Genomic DNA, 14,936 nt, shown 5'->3' with positions numbered 1-14,936 from the left:
CCGCGGGGGCGCTCACCACAGCATCACCGCGGACTCCCCTGCCCGCTCCTCGTAGAACATCCGGACGCGAACCACGTACTCGCGTCCCTGAAAGAGCTTGAGCTTCAGGGACGCGTTGACGTCCTGGCCGCTGTCGTCGGCGCCCGTCAGGAACTGGTAGGCGCCTCGGGTGTTGTCGAAGAGCACCATCACCGTGTCCGACGTGCCGAAGGTCCGCAGCTCGAACTCGCGCGTCTCCGGCGCGGTGAAGGTGAAGTTGCGCTGCTGGCCCGGCTTGAGCGCCAGGGCCACGGACTGGAAGGGCTGGAGCGGCGTGAGGTCCTTCTCCGCGATGGGCGGATAGAGGCGCTTCACCCACTCCCCATCCCGGTCGGAGATGCCGCCCTTCGGATGCAGGCCCTTGTCGAAGTAGGGCCTGGGCTCCTTGATGAGGCCGGGGCCGAAGGGATAGTGCATCACGGAGTCTGGATCCCAGGTGGAGCCCTCCACCGAGGTGGGGTCCAACTGCCGGATGATGTTGAAGAAGGTCGTCTGCCGGCTCCAGCGGTTGGGCGGCTTCGCGAGCGCCGCATAGACGGCCTCCTCGTCCCACACGATGCCGGCGTTGGGATTCTGGTGCTCGTGCGGGAAGCCCAGCGAGTGACCTATCTCATGGATGGCGGTGTCGAGCTCCCGGCTGCTCTCGGTCAAGTCCCAACCGAAGTTCATGGTCCGCTCGTCCGGGCCATGCCGGAGGACGTCGCGCCCGACAAAGGACCAGGCACCGTCATCGCGCATGAAGCCGATGCGAAGCTCCGCCTCGCTCCGGGACTTCACCTCTTCGAATTCCAGGCCGATGCCCACCTGTTTCCATCGGCGGAAGGCCTCGCGCACGACGTCCTTCTCCGCATCCGTCGTGGTCCACGGTATCCATTGCGTGCCGCCATCCTGGAGCCGAACGTTCTCCCCATCCGTGGACCGGTCGAAGAAGTAGTAGTGCAGCACGGTGCCGTTGGCCCACTTCTTCTCGTTCACCCGGATCAGATGCACCCGGTGCGGATTGAGGTCCGCGGGCAGCACGCGTTCGGGTTCCTGCTTCAAGGCGCAGTGCGCGAACTCGGGGGCGACGGCGACGGCCGTGCCCCGCCGTCCCGAGGCCGCGGCGCGCCCCACGGACTTGCGGCCCTGCTTGCGATCCACCTCCTGGCTCCGTTGAGGCTCCGCTTCCGTGCGTGCCGTCCGCCCCCTGCTCCGCCCGCCTCGTCGCCTGGTGTCGTTCGTCTTCGCCATGGTTGCCCTCCCAGTGGCATGGGTTCACCCGACAATGTGATTTCCCCCCGCTCCGCGAAGCGACGTTCGGCCGGAGCAGCCACCGCCCCACGCGTGAATCAGCATGCGCTCCAGCGAGCCCCTCAATGCCTTTCAGCATCGAGCAACAACAAACAATGGCGCGCAAAGACAAGCATCAATGACAGACAATAAAATACACATGCACCGCCATTGAGGACAGTGAAAATCACTGAACATCCAGACAGCCCCAGGGTGGCGACGACACTGAACATTATATCATGTAGGCACGAGCGTTTCAGGCAGTGCTCGAACCACTAAACATGAAATCAGTCACAGGCGGAGATCGGCACGAGGTGCGGCAATGAGCGCACAGATGCGGACGAAAACGCCTGATAATTCGTTCATGTAGGCATGGTCCGACCAAGTGCCGCGCGCCAAGCTGAACATCCGGACAGGTGGCCGACTCCGATCAGCAGCGCCGGAGTGCCTGTACATTTGAACATGTAGGCATTGCCCATCAAATCCCGACACGCCGCCCGCACACCAGGCGAGCAGGCAACGCCGCTTGCTCCCTCCTTCATTCGACCCCAGCCTACTCCTGGGCGATCGACGCACCAGGAGGACGGGGATGACGAAGAAGAAGATCAGCGAGGGGTACGGCGGGACCAGTGAGCAGCGTCAGCGCCACCTCCAGAACGACAGCTTCTCGGAGCGGGCGCCTCGAACGCCGGACGAGACGGAGGCGGTGCGCAGCACGCCCGACAAGGACGGGCGCGAGATCACCATCCATCCACTGGACGCCGAGGACTCGGACGACCTGTGGCACGGCAAGCCGTGAGCCGAGCCCAGGGGACCGGCCTCAGCGCATGAACAGGAAGTAGAGCACCGCGCTCAGGGCGACGGACACCAGGATGCTGCCGATACAGCCGAGCCGGTTCGAAAAGAAGAAGAACATACGCGCGGCCCAAGCTGCGCACTCCCGGCGCGGAGGGAAGGCACCCCGCCGCGTTCTGTCCGGGGGCTTACGGAATGCCCGCGTCGGCTACTCGCCGCGCTTCAGCCGCTCCACGTAGTCCGCCGGCAGGCCCGCGGACTGGGCCCCACGCACCAGTGCGTCCACGAAGCGGGGGCTGATGGTGCCCTCCGCCGACGCACGCCTTGGATTCGTGACGAAGGCCGTGGCCGCCAGCTCCTGACCGTCCACCCGCACGCGCACCGGCCGCTCCACGCACATGCTCGTCACGAAGCCTTCCTTGTGCTGGATGATGGGCCAGTCCTGGCCGCGAATCTCGAACAGGCGGCCGTACACCTTCTGGCCCGCGGAGTCCGTCAGCCCCGCGACACGCCCGCCCCACCAGCGCGACGGGAAGTCATAGACCAGGTCCACATCCAGGGCCTCGGCCAGCCGCCCTTCGGGCAGCTCGAAGAAGTCGTAGCTGTGCTGTGAGCGCCACTCCTCGAACGCGGCGCGGTCCAGGATGGTCGAGTACGCGAAGTACAGGCGCGTGGCCGACGGGTCCGCGCCCGCACGCGCCTTCATCACCTGATCGTAGTGCGAATCCATGTCCGAGCCTCCTCCTGGCTACTTCGAGCCCCGGCGCGACCCGGTGGCCTCGTCCCGGAACACGGACAGCACACCGGACACGTCCAGCCGGGACGTCTTGATGAACAGCCGCAGCGCGCGCTCCACGTGCTCGGCCAGCGTGGCCATCTTCTCCAGCCGCTGGAGCCGGTCCGGGGACAGCCCATCCTGCGTCTCGGCCAGCCGCCGGGCCTCCGCCAGGTCGGCGCGGATGCGCGCGACGAAGCCCGCCTCGCGCTCCTCGATGACGTGCGTCACCATCCGGACCAGGTCGTTCTCCGCCCCGTAGCGCCAGACGGTGTCCTGGGGCAGGCGCACGCGCTGGATGACGCCCCAGCGCTCCAGATCGCGCAGCAGCATGGAGACCCCGCCCTTGGACAGGTCCAGCTCCCGCTCGATTTCACCCGCGGTCAGGGGCTCGCCGCGCAGGTACAGCAGGGCCCAGACCCGGCCCTGGTTGCGCTTGAACCCCCAGAACTCAATGACGTTGCCCACCGCGTCCACCGCGATGGCTTCCCAGGGCGCCAGCCGGCCTTCCACTTGCGGCGCCTCCGAGGCAGAGCTACCGGGTCCCCCCGTCCACAGGTAGCCTTTCATGCAGCGCGCCCCTGGACTTGCTCCGCGATGCCGGCCGACAGCCGCCGCGCCCAGCTCACCAGCTCCGCGCCCGCGGGCTCCTTGGCGAAGTGGCCCAGCTTGTCGAGCGCCGCCTCGATTTCGACGTTCATCCGCGCCATGGAGGCGTCCACCGCGCCCGTGGCTTCAATGGCCGCGCCAATCTCCTTCGTGCGCTCCGGCGTGATGGCCGAGAACGCCCACGCGTCCTTCAGCTTGCGCCGCAGCGACTCATCCTTGGACACCGCCAGGAGGATGGGCATGGACGGCGTGCGCGAGTGCACGTCCGCGTAACGCGGCTTGCCCACGTCCGTGCCCAGGATGTCGCGGATGTCGTCGGCGATCTGGAACGCCACGCCCAGGTGACGCCCGAAGCCGTCGAAGCGCTCCACCGCCTCGGGGTGCTCCGCCAGCGTCGCCGCCGCGTTGCCACACCAGCCAAACAGCGAGCCCGTCTTGCCCTCGGCGATGAAGCGCAGCCGGTTGAGCGGCAGGTCCAGGTCGCCGCGGGCCTCCACCTCGGCGATGGCCGCGCGGGTCATCTCGGAGACGATCGACAGCGCGCTGCGCGTCAGCCGCGCGTCCAGCAGGGACAACTGGTGCAGGCCCGTGGACAGGATGAGGTCGCCGCTCATCACCGCGACGATGTTGCCCCAGCGCGCGTTCACCGTGGGCCGGCCTCGGCGGAACATGCCCGCGTCCACCACGTCGTCGTGCAGCAAGCTGGCGGAATGGATCAGCTCCGCGGCCACGGCCACGTCCACCAGCCGCTCCGCCGCGACCCCCACCGCGCCGCCGAACAGCCGCGTCAGCATGGGGCGCGCGCGCTTGCTGCCGCTGCCCAGACAGAGGTGGCGGGCCGCCTCCATCAGCGTGTCGCCCTTCACGTCCGGACCGGCATCGCCATCCACCAGGGTGCTGCCAAGCCGCTGCTCCACCGCCCCCAGAAAGTCCGTCAGCTCCCGAGCCAGATCCATAGTGCGCCGTCTCCTCCTCCGTTCATATAGTTCAAGACCGCTTGAACTGCACCTGATTCCAGCGCCGCTCAGCAGCCGGACGCGAACGGGTGCCGGAGCATGTGGGACAGCCTCGCCGCTCCCGCCTGGAGGGCGGCCGGGCACCCTGGGACTCACCCGGAGTGGATTGAGAGGGCCCGGCGGAGCGTGCGACAGAGAGCGGACCTGTGACTCGCGCAGCCCTCCGCCGGAAGTTCCTCCGCAGCTTCAGCTTCGCCTCCCTTGCCTCCGCGGTTCCGCTGTTCCGGCCCGGTGCGTCCCTGCCCGGCTCGACGGCGCCGCTCCTGGGGGCACCGCCCGCGGACGGGCCCGGGCCACGGGTCCGCCCCCAGCAGGGCCGGCTGCGCCGGACGCTGGGTGTCTCCGTGGTGGAGGGCATGTTCTCGGAGGTCTTCACCGCGTGCGCGGGCGCGACGGTGCTCACCGCGTGGGCCATCGCGCTGAAGCTGGGGCCCTTCCTCGTCGGGGTGATGACGGCCCTGCCCTTCTTCGCGCAGTTCGTGCAGTTCCCCGCGGCCTGGCTGACGGGCCTCTTCGGCCACCGGCGCGTGGCCCTCACCGCCGTGTGCCTGTCCCGCGTGGTGATGTTCCCCCTGGCGGTGCTGCCGTGGCTGGACCTGCCCTTCGAATCCCAGCAGCGCCTGCTGCTGACGGTGGCCGGCGTCTCCGCCGCGCTGAGCGTGGTGGGCAACAACGCCTGGGTGGCGTGGATGGGAGAGCTGGTGCCCCGCGCCGTCCGGGGCCGCTTCTTCGGACGCCGCACCGCGCTCACCACGCTGGCGGGCACGCTGGCTTCCCTGGGCGCGGGACTGCTGATGGACCGGCTGCGCCCCACGGGCGGCGTGGGCGTGGCCCTGCCCCTGCTCGCGTTGGGCGCGTGCGTCATGGGCATCGTCACCACCCTGTTCATGGCCTCGCAGCACGACCCGGCGCCCCCCGGCACCACCCCACCCCTGGAGCTCAAGGGCGCGCTGGTCCCTTTCAAGGATGACAACGCGCGCCGGGTGCTCACCTACCAGGTGACCTGGAACGCGGCGGTGGGGGTGTCCGCGCCCTTCTTCGCGCTGCACAGCCTCCAGAACCTCCAGATGACCTTCGTCGTCATGGCGCTGCACGCCGCGGCGGTGGCGGGCGTGCGCATCCTGGCGGCGCCACTCTGGGGCCGCGCGATTGACCGCTGCGGCGCCCAGCCCGTGTTGATGGCGTGCTCACTGGGCATCGCCGCCATCCCCGTCCTGTGGCTGCTACCCTCCGCGGGGACGCTGTGGCCCTTGCTCTTCGACGTCCTCCTCGCCGGGGCGCTGTGGAGCGGCCACGGCCTGGCCATCTTCGAGCTGCCCCTGGCGGTGGCGCCCCGGAAGAACCGCCCCTTCTACCTGGCCGCCTTCGCCACCGCCGGCGGCCTGGCCTATGCCGCCGCGGCCGCCCTGGGAGGCGCCATCGCCGCCGCGCTGCCCACCCACTTCACCTTGGGCGGCCAGGTCTGGGTGAACCTGCACGTGCTCTTCGTGCTGTCCTCGGTGGCCCGCCTGGGCGCGGCCCTGCTCACGGCGCGCATCCCCGAACCCGGCGCCCACCCCGTGCGCTCCGTGAGCGCGATGCTGTCGCGCCTGCTTCCGCGGCCAATCGCTGCTCATCGCACCGCGTCAGACGACTGACACTCAAAAGACATGACAGCACCATTGCTTGTCATACTGCGGGACTGTGCAAATCCGTTGCGCAAAACCGGAGAATTCCAGACTAGCTGGTGATTTGCTATTTTCACTCAAAGTATGCTTTCTGCCGTGCCAGCACCGCAGCTCCTAGAGAGCGCGGTCAACCCGCAGTGCAGGAGCACGACATGTCCTCAGGTCCTTACCGAAGGCGCCTTTTTCATGCGGTGTTTCTCGTGGGAACCCTCTCGGGTTCTGCCGCAATGGCAGTCCATTCGGAGGAAGGCGTTCGTAATTACGATGCGCGTGATGCCTACAACGCGCAGGCACGGTTTGGCGTCTCGTCTGCCCAGAAGTCCAGCCAGGCCGCGCTGCGGCAGACCGTGCCGGAGCTGATGGTGGAGTTCGACGAGTCCAACGGCCTGGTGCGCTCGCTCACCAATCCAGTGGGTGCGCTCTCCAGTCCGCGCAGCGGCGACCCGATGGCCATTGGCCTGGACTTCGTCCAGAAGCACCGGGACGCGCTTGGGCTGGGGCTCAACGACCTGGCGAACCTCGAGGTGACGGACCGCGTCTATTCGAAGGTGAGCGGCATCACCAACCTGTACCTGCGCCAGACGTACCGGGGCCTGCCCGTCTACAACGGCCAGCTCCAGATCAACGTGGACCGCGATGGCCGCGTGCTCAGCGTGCACAGCGACTTCCTCCCGGCCCTGGAGTCCTCGCTCGCCGGCACCACGCCCCGCCTGAGCGCCGCGGACGCGGTGGTGGGGCTGGCGAAGCACCTGGGCGTCCGCATCTCCGCGGCGCCGGAGTCCCTGAAGGCCGAGCCCGGCGCGCGCCAGCGCACGCGCGTGGCGGTGGAGGGCCTGTCCACCGAGCCCATCGACGCGGAGCTGGCGGTGCTGCCGGTCCGCCGGGGTGAAGCCCGGCTGGTGTGGCGCTTCCAGGTCCACACCCTGGACAGCGACCACGCCTACGACGTCACCGTGGACGCGGCCACGGGCGAGGTCTGGACGCGCTTCGACTGGGTGGCCGCCGATACCTACCGCGTCTACCCCATGCCGGTGGAGAGCCCCAACCACACCACGCCGCTGCCGCCGGCGGACGGGCGCGTGCTGGTCACCAACCCCGCCAACGCCACGGCGTCACCCTACGGCTGGCACGACACCAACGGCGTGGCCGGCGCCGAGTTCACCATCCCCCGCGGCAACAACGTCCACGCCTACGCGGACACCAGCAACACCGGCCAGCCGCCCGCCTCGCAGCCCAACTGCACCGCGGCCCTCGCCTGCGACTTCCCCATCAACCTCACGGGCGCGCCGTCCACGTACATCCCCGCGGCCGTCACCAACCTGTTCTACTGGAACAACATCATCCACGACGTCCAGTACCAGTACGGCTTCGACGAGCGCTCCGGTAACTTCCAGGTCAACAACTACGGCCGGGGTGGCGTGGGCAACGACGACGTGCGCGCGGAGGCCCAGGACGGCGGCGGCATGAACAACGCCAACTTCCTGACCCCGCCGGACGGCCAGCGTCCGCGCATGCAGATGTACCGCTGGAACACGGTGACGCCGAACAAGGACGGAGACCTGGACGCCGGCATCATCGTCCACGAGTTCGGCCACGGCATCTCCAACCGCCTCGTGGGTGGCCCCAGCAACGTGTCCTGCTTGTCGAACCGCCAGCAGCCGGGCGAGGGCATCAGCGACTTCCTGGCGCTCTTCTACACCGCGAAGGCGACGGACACCGGCGCGCAGGGCCGCGGCGTGGGCACCTACGCCCTGAACCAGCCCACCACGGGCGTGGGCATCCGCCCCCAGCGCTACAGCACCAGCCCCTCCGTCAACACCTGGACCTACGCCAGCATCAACGGCATGGCGGTTCCGCACGGCGTGGGCGCGGTGTTCGCCCAGGGCATGTGGGAGGCCTACTGGGCCCTGGTCAACCACCACGGCTTCAGCTCCAACCTGTACAACGCCACGGGCACCGCGGGGAACCAGCGCATGATGCTGTACTTCACCCAGGGCCTGAAGAACACGCCGTGCAGCCCCACCTTCACCCAGGTGCGTGACGGCATCATCACCGCGGCCACCACCCTGCACGGTGGCGAGGACGTCTGCCGCCTGTGGACGGCCTTCGCCGCCTTCGGCCTGGGCAGCAACGCCGTGTCCGGCAGCTCCGGCACCACGGCGCCCACCAACGGCTTCGCGGTGCCCGCCGCCTGCGCTTCCTTCAGCGCGACGGCTGCCACGCTCTAATCGCCGTCTCCCGGGGCAAGGCGCTTCCTCCGGCGCCTTGCCCCGCTTCCGGCACGCTCCTAGCCTGTGGGCATGTGCCGGAACATCAAGCCCCTGTTCAACTTCGCGCCGCCCGCCACGGACGCAGACATCCGCGCGGCGGCGCTTCAATTCGTCCGGAAGATCGCCGGGACGCGGACGCCGTCGAAGCAGAACACCGACGCCTTCGAGGTCGCCGTCGAGGAGATCTTCCAGAGCTCGAAGCGCATGCTCGACGGCCTGGTGGCCACCACGCCGCCCAAGGACAGGGCCCGCTTCGAGGCCATGAAGCGCCTGCGCTACAAGAAGGCCCAGCCTCGCTGACGGAGGAGGCTCGCCGTCCACTGGAGCCGTGCTTACCCTTCCGCTCGGCAGCCTCCTGAAGACGGGGTGGATGTGACGCGGAAGTCCAGAAGCTCGAAGCCACAACGGTTGACGTCAGCGGGGAAACGCTCCGACACGGCCCTGCTCATCATCGACGTCATCAACGACCTGGACTTCCCCGGCGGGGAGAACGTCCTCCCGTGGGCCCTGCGCATGGTGGAGCGCCTGGGCCCCTTCGCGGAGAGGATGCGGCGGGCCGGCGTCCCCGTCATCTACGTCAACGACAACTTCGGGTACTGGCGCAGCAACTTCCGCGACACCTACGCCCACTGCACCCGCAGAGGGAGCCGGGGCCGGAGCGTCGCCCGGGCCCTCAAGCCGGAGCCGGATGACTACTTCATCCTCAAGCCCAAGCACTCGGCGTTCTTCGCCACCTCCCTGGTGCCCTTGCTGGAGCACCTGGGCACCCGGGAGCTCATCCTCGCGGGGCTGGCCACCAACCTGTGCGTCTTCTTCAGCGCCCATGACGCGCACATGCACGAATACCCGCTCACGGTGCTGAGCGACTGCTGCGCGGCGGAGAGCGACAACGACCATGACCTGGCGCTCTCCCAGCTCCAGCGCTTCCTCCACGTGCGCGTCTGCCGGAGCGATGAGGTGCAGCTGCCCACGAAGCGGCGCCGTCAGACGTCGTAGGCGCGGACGACCTGGGAGACGCGCTCGGAGAGCATTTTCAAGGACAGGGCGGAGTCGCTGGTCGTGGAGATGCGGGACACGGTGTCCGTCATCAGGGTGTTCAGCTCGTTGACCGCGGTGAAGATCTGCTCGATGCCCGTGGCCTGTTGGCTGACCGTCCGGGCGATCTGCCGCGCCGCCGCGGTGCTGTCCTCGACGATGGCGGTGAGCTGCTTCAGCGTCTCCCCGGACGTGCGGACCTGCGTCAGCCCCGCCTCCATGAGCTCGGTGCCTTCGACGGTGATCTCCACCGTGCCGATGATGGCCTGATTGATGTCCTGGAGGATGCGTCGGACCTGGTTGGTGGCGCGGATGGACTGGTCCGCCAGCGCGCGAATCTCCTTCGCCACCACGACGAAGCCCTTGCCATGCTCGCCGGAGCGCGCCGCTTCGATGGCGGCGTTGACGGCCAGCAGGTGGGACTGGTCCGCCAGGTCCTTCACCGTCTCGGTGATGCCGCTGATCTGCCGGGTCCGCTCACCCAGGGACGTGACGCGCGCGGCGATCTCCGCCACCTGGTTGCGCACCTCCTCCATGCCGTCGATGCTCGCCGAGACGGCCACTTCGCCGGTGCGGCTCAGCTGCTCGGCGCGCTCGGCCACCTGGATGACGGACTCCGCGGAGCCCGACGCCAGCATCGCCGTCTGGCGAATCTCCTGCGCCGTCACCTGCGTCTCCTGCAGCGCGGCCGCGTGGCGCGTCACCATCTCATTCTGCTGGTCCGCCGACTCCGTCAGCCCCGACACCGAGTCACTGAGCAGCTCCGTGGAGGACTGGAGCTGGTGAAGCAGCTCCTTCAGCTTGCCCACCAGCAAGCCCACGGCCCGCGCGAGCTGCCCCACCTCGTCATCCGAGTCGATGCGAATGGTCTGCCGCAGGTCGCCGCGCTCCGCGATATGGCGGACCGCGGAGGAGAGCTGGACCAGGGGCGACACAATGGCGCGGCTGACCAGGAAGGCCGCCGCGGTGAAGACGAGCAGCGCGACCAGCACGGTGATGCCCACGTTCGCCAGCGCCCCCTCCACGAGCCCCCGCGCATGGGTGCGGTCGAAGCCCACGTGGACCCAGCCGACGTCACCTGGAACCGGCGCCACCAGGTCCTGCAGCTCCGTGTCTCCATCCCGCAGGACGCGCCCACCCTCGGAGGACTTCAACTGCTCGCGAGCATCCCGCAGCACCTGGGCCTTCACACCGGCCACGCCCACCAGCGTCCCGCTCGCGTCGAAAGCGGCGACGTAGGCCAGCCCCCCATGCCGCGCCACGGCCTCCAGCGTCTGCTGGACCTCGTCGTGCGCGCCCCGCTTCATGCCGTCCGCCAGCGCGGAGGCGAGCACCGTGGGCAGCGCACCGCTCAGCTCCCGCCCCTGCGCCTCGAAGGCTTCCTGGAGCCGAGGCACGGTGTAGCCCTGGGAGAGGAGGACGAACAGGAGCGCCACGACGATGGGCGCCAGGGTGATTTTATGGGTGAGTGAGAGTCGCATCCGGCCGTGCCCGCGCAGGGCTCAAAACGGGGAATGATGCTCCATCCGACAATTCAGACGCGTCGCATTGTGTGCGCCTGCGTACGGGGGTGCAATCCCTCGGGAAACCACTACTTCGCGGAGACGTGAGACTGCTTTCTCAGCGTAAATTCACGCCGAGCATGGACTTCGCCTGGCACAGCTCGGCGTTGAAACCCGCTACATCCGTCCGTGCGCTTGATCGCGGCGACACGGAGAACATCATGGAAGCAGTGAGCTATCGGGTGCATCGAATCGGCGATACGGATCTGGCGCTCATGCGGGAGCTGAACGGTGTCTTCGCCGAGGCCTTCGAGGACGCGGCATCGTACTCTAGCCCGCCCGAAGACGACTACCTACGCGCCGTCCTTCGCCGCGAGGAGACAGTGGTCCTGGTGGCGCAAATCGACGGGCGCGTGGTGGGCGGCATTGTCGCCTATGAGCTTCCCAAGCTGGAGGCACGTCGCAGCGAGCTCTACCTGTACGACTTGGCGGTCGCGACGCCGCATCGCCGCAAAGGCATTGCCCGCGCCCTGCTCGCGGAGTTATGCGCCCTCGCCACAGCGCGCGGCATCTCCGCGGTGTTCGTCCAGGCCGTCCCCAGTGACGGGCCGGCCGTCGCGCTCTACGAGAGCCTGGCCACGCGCGAGGTCGTGCTGCACTTCGAACTCACCGAATCCAACTGACGCGTGGTGATGGCAGGGCCTCTGCGAGTCCTCAGGGCGCGTCGTCAGCGATAGCCGCCGTTCGCACCGTGCGCCACCACGTGGTGGCCGGCTGCTCCCGCGCCGGTTCCTGTTGCTGAGCACGGTGGTTGATGGATGGGCTCCCAAAGGGAGGCTCCGAAAATGCCATCAAGGATCCGGACCACTGGAAGTCACGCCCATGATGCGACTCAACTCCTTGGCGCGCCAGCAGTTTCCGCGACCAGCGGGACTGACTGCTCCCATCCTACGGCTCTCCGGTCGGGTCAAGGCTGCCCGAAAGGCACCGCCGAAGGCGGCCAAGGCCTTGACCCGACTGGGAAACCGTAGTCCCGAGGCCATTAATCAGTCGGCTCACTCGGCCATCAACAAACGTGCGCGGAAACATTGGGCCAGACTGGCTCGGCTTGCGCCGGAAAGGGTGCTCACCATGCCGAAGTACGCGCTTGGCGGCACGCTCGCCGACGGGACACGAAAGCCCCCGAAAGATTGGCCGCGACTGATTGCGTTCCGGGAGGGGCAGAGTAAAGGGCCGCGCTCCGGACACACGCACGTGGCGTCAGAGCGGGGCCTCGCATGAGGTTGCTCGACTGATTGCTGACAGCAAGAAAATGAGTGCGCACTTGCCCTTTAAAGGCCAAAGCGACTGACAATGCGCGCTGGTCACGTCATTGGGGTGATTAACATCTCACAACAAGCACCAAACACCAACAAACATCTCACGGAAGCCACGCCATCACAGAACACAGGACCAACCCAACTGGAACTACAGACAACGCCAACAAACCAAAATAACCCGGATTAATAATGAAGCGGCCAAAGCTCTCATGCACACCCCTGAGCACTCTGCACCAACGATTTCCTCGTCTAGCCTCACTGCTCTGGCCGTACATCCCTTGTTTTATTGCTTTCATCATGTTCTGGGGCGCCCTGATCGCATTAGTCGCTGTCGGGACGGCAACATTACTGACGCGATACGAGTCACTGTGGTCAGCCGTCTTCGATGGACATTCGAACAGTCGACTAGCGGGCGGCGCGCTTTTCTGGCTTCTTCTCGCTGGCCTCTTTACATCATTGGTGCTCATTGCTGGGCGACTCCTATCGAGACGCTGGTTTCACTTCGCACTTATCTGCCTCGCACTCTCCATCATCGTCGGCGTCGCTCTATATGAAGAATCGTCTTTGGCGGCGAAAGAAGAATTTCCATGCTCACCAGCAGATGAAGCGTGTGTTCGATCGTTCCTTGAAGCGCGACTGAGTGTTGCACCACATCTCGCGAATGGTAACTCCCCATCAACACATGATGACCTGAACCACGAGGTGGGAGACCAGCCATCGACTTCACTTGGCGCGTCAAGCTCATTGTTGCATGGCCCTGGCGGCTCAGGCGAACTCTCCGACACCCAAGAGTCAGACGCAAACCCATGGACAATGTGGCTTATTTTCGCTGCGTTCTCCCTGGTGATCTATCACTGGGGGCGCCTGGTCCACTCGTCGCGGGCCACGCTTCCAATCGAAGTCGGAGAGATTGTTGAGGAAGGCGTCACCGAAAAGAGGTTGGAAAACCCGACTCAGAAAGCTCCAGACTCCGCGCTGGACAGACGCAATGCTGCGCTGGAACTGCTCTTTCGTCAGACACTCCAGAAAAACGCGCCACACAGCACGTCGCGAATACCCGGCGGCTCTCTTCTCTACTGGAGAGATCTTCTTGAATCACAGACAAATGATCGCTTAGGCTTTTTCACTCAATCAATCTCACTCCTAATGCGTATCGCGGTACCTCTTCATGGACTCCGCGTCTCCGGCATCGTCGTCTCTCGTGGAACCAGCCAGAATCAAGAGGAAGGACTTCGATTTACGGTAAAAAACCTACGCACCCATCGCGTGGAATTAGCGGACACCTACTGGTATTCAAAGAATGCGGGAGGCATTGATCGTGCTGTGATGAGAGCAGCATACGCAACATCCTCACTCAGTCTGGACCTTTGTCCCACCCTGCCGCGATGGACATACTGGAGCGACCGCGATGGCGAGATCGCCATGGACTACTGGGAGGGAGTCGAAGCATTTAGCGCAGTTCCTTTCCATGTCGAAAGAATAAACAACAAAAGACTCATAGAGGCATGCAATCTATTCAAATCTGCCGCAAAAAAAAGCCATGGCAATGCGCTAGCGCAACTCCAATACGGCCAAGCGCACGAGGCTCGTGGACACTACGCGCATGCCGCAAAAATCTACCTAGATCTAAGCGAGCGATACCCACACATGATTCTGGCTCGCCTAAGACTGGCTCTTGTCTGTAGCTACGTCGATCGTTGGATAGGCAGTCACCAAAAAAAGAGAATGCCAGTCAAAAACACAAATCTCGCTTCGGATTTGTCAATCCTGATCGACTCTCTCCGCTCAAGTCACGCATTCGAACATTTCAACAGGACTAGCAAGCACATTCAAAATGAGGAGCAATGGTCTTCGATAGAGAACTGGTTCAGCCCAGACGGCACTCTCGACGCCCACCGTTCGCGCGGGTGGTTCCACCTTTTTTCACTTTATTTGATTGGTGAACTAAAAATCGACTGCGGTGCACGGGTGCTGTGGTGGTGCGCAAGCGACACCTCGGAGCGCAGGCGGTTTACAAGGACATTGCTTTGGCCGCCATCACTGCTCAGGGCAATGCGCACCTCCATTAAGGCACTACAATGTTGCGTCGCACTAAGAGACTGCATGCTTTATGAGCCAAAGAAAACAAAAGAGCTCCTCCTGGCCATGGAGAAACAAGAAAGCCGCTCTTGGCCATGGGAAAAATACAAACTACACAGAGGACATAAAGGGGACACGCGAGACTGGCTCCAAAGAGCACACTCTTGCATCGAGCAAGCTCGAACCCTCTCCTGCGAGGCAAATTCGACTCATCGCAAAAATCCATCTCACTGGGGCACTGCCCATTACAATCTTGCCTGTTTTTATGCACTATGTATGACCATGGAAATGGAGCCATTCGAGGAGTTTTCCGGCACCGCAAGAGCGTCCAACCCTATTTGGCATTTCCACAGAATCAGAGAACCAGAACGCCACTGCGATGCATGGGCGAAACGAGCCCTACATCATCTTTCCCAAGCCATGCGCGATCCTAGCGGTCCTATCGCGCAGGGTAAATGGTGGTGGTTGACGCGGGACCCTGACCTACGGGCACTGAGAAGGCATCCCTATTTCAAGGATTGGAAGCACTGGGTGGAGTTGGAGTACCACAAAAACGACTAA

Annotated in this window: 12 protein-coding genes; 7 read left to right on the top strand and 5 right to left on the bottom strand. The window is 65.5% G+C overall.

Going from position 1 to position 14,936, the window contains the following annotated elements; genetic code table 11:
- Nucleotides 1-12: 12 nt before the first annotated feature.
- A complete protein-coding gene (locus KGD87_RS07585) occupies nucleotides 13-1,179 on the bottom strand; it encodes a M12 family metallopeptidase (RefSeq protein WP_284666806.1) in 1,167 nt (388 codons plus the stop codon).
- Between the two features lie 718 nt (nucleotides 1,180-1,897).
- On the opposite strand from KGD87_RS07585, the gene KGD87_RS07580 reads away from it, so the two are divergent.
- Nucleotides 1,898-2,107, top strand: a complete 210-nt coding sequence (locus KGD87_RS07580; protein ID WP_163782062.1) for a hypothetical protein — start codon at nucleotides 1,898-1,900, stop codon at nucleotides 2,105-2,107.
- A 204-nt stretch (nucleotides 2,108-2,311) separates the two neighbouring features.
- Here the strand turns inward: KGD87_RS07580 and KGD87_RS07575 are convergent, their stop codons facing one another.
- The 3 genes from KGD87_RS07575 to KGD87_RS07565 are packed head-to-tail and all read right to left on the bottom strand — an operon-like array spanning nucleotide 2,312 to nucleotide 4,443.
- Nucleotides 2,312-2,833, bottom strand: coding sequence for a gamma-glutamylcyclotransferase (locus KGD87_RS07575; RefSeq protein ID WP_284666805.1), 522 nt, complete (start codon nucleotides 2,831-2,833; stop codon nucleotides 2,312-2,314).
- Nucleotides 2,834-2,851: 18 nt separating this feature from the next.
- Nucleotides 2,852-3,448, bottom strand: a complete 597-nt coding sequence (locus KGD87_RS07570; RefSeq protein ID WP_284666804.1) for a GbsR/MarR family transcriptional regulator — start codon at nucleotides 3,446-3,448, stop codon at nucleotides 2,852-2,854.
- Nucleotides 3,445-4,443: a polyprenyl synthetase family protein gene (locus KGD87_RS07565; protein WP_284666803.1), complete on the bottom strand. Its 999-nt coding sequence runs from the start codon at nucleotides 4,441-4,443 to the stop codon at nucleotides 3,445-3,447. The genes KGD87_RS07570 and KGD87_RS07565 overlap by 4 nt, the downstream gene beginning before the upstream one ends.
- 206 nt (nucleotides 4,444-4,649) lie before the next feature.
- Between KGD87_RS07565 and KGD87_RS07560 the strand changes: the two genes are divergently transcribed.
- From KGD87_RS07560 to KGD87_RS07545, 4 genes are all read left to right on the top strand, one after another.
- Nucleotides 4,650-6,140 (top strand): MFS transporter, encoded by a 1,491-nt coding sequence (locus KGD87_RS07560; RefSeq protein ID WP_284666802.1) that lies wholly within the window; start codon nucleotides 4,650-4,652, stop codon nucleotides 6,138-6,140.
- A gap of 257 nt (nucleotides 6,141-6,397) precedes the next feature.
- Nucleotides 6,398-8,398, top strand: coding sequence for a M36 family metallopeptidase (locus KGD87_RS07555; protein WP_284666801.1), 2,001 nt, complete (start codon nucleotides 6,398-6,400; stop codon nucleotides 8,396-8,398).
- 72 nt (nucleotides 8,399-8,470) lie between these two features.
- A complete protein-coding gene (locus KGD87_RS07550; RefSeq protein ID WP_284666800.1) occupies nucleotides 8,471-8,740 on the top strand; it encodes a DUF2277 domain-containing protein in 270 nt (89 codons plus the stop codon).
- A 108-nt stretch (nucleotides 8,741-8,848) separates the two neighbouring features.
- Nucleotides 8,849-9,436: a cysteine hydrolase family protein gene (locus KGD87_RS07545; RefSeq protein WP_284666799.1), complete on the top strand. Its 588-nt coding sequence runs from the start codon at nucleotides 8,849-8,851 to the stop codon at nucleotides 9,434-9,436.
- Here the strand turns inward: KGD87_RS07545 and KGD87_RS07540 are convergent.
- Nucleotides 9,424-10,956 (bottom strand): methyl-accepting chemotaxis protein, encoded by a 1,533-nt coding sequence (locus KGD87_RS07540; RefSeq protein WP_284666798.1) that lies wholly within the window; start codon nucleotides 10,954-10,956, stop codon nucleotides 9,424-9,426. The genes KGD87_RS07545 and KGD87_RS07540 overlap by 13 nt on opposite strands.
- Before the next feature lie 125 nt (nucleotides 10,957-11,081).
- Here KGD87_RS07540 and KGD87_RS07535 point away from each other — a divergent pair, with 125 nt between their 5' ends.
- Both KGD87_RS07535 and KGD87_RS07530 read left to right on the top strand, forming a co-directional pair.
- Nucleotides 11,082-11,660, top strand: a complete 579-nt coding sequence (locus KGD87_RS07535) for a GNAT family N-acetyltransferase (protein WP_284666797.1) — start codon at nucleotides 11,082-11,084, stop codon at nucleotides 11,658-11,660.
- A gap of 933 nt (nucleotides 11,661-12,593) precedes the next feature.
- The gene (locus tag KGD87_RS07530) at nucleotides 12,594-14,936 is read left to right on the top strand and encodes a tetratricopeptide repeat protein (protein WP_284666796.1); all 2,343 of its coding nucleotides are present in this window, start codon (nucleotides 12,594-12,596) and stop codon (nucleotides 14,934-14,936) included.

The organism is Myxococcus sp. SDU36, from assembly GCF_030168875.1.
GTDB lineage: Bacteria > Myxococcota > Myxococcia > Myxococcales > Myxococcaceae > Myxococcus > Myxococcus vastator.
The sequence above is the reverse complement of the archived record's forward strand: the minus strand, read 5'-3'. Positions and strand labels throughout refer to the sequence as shown.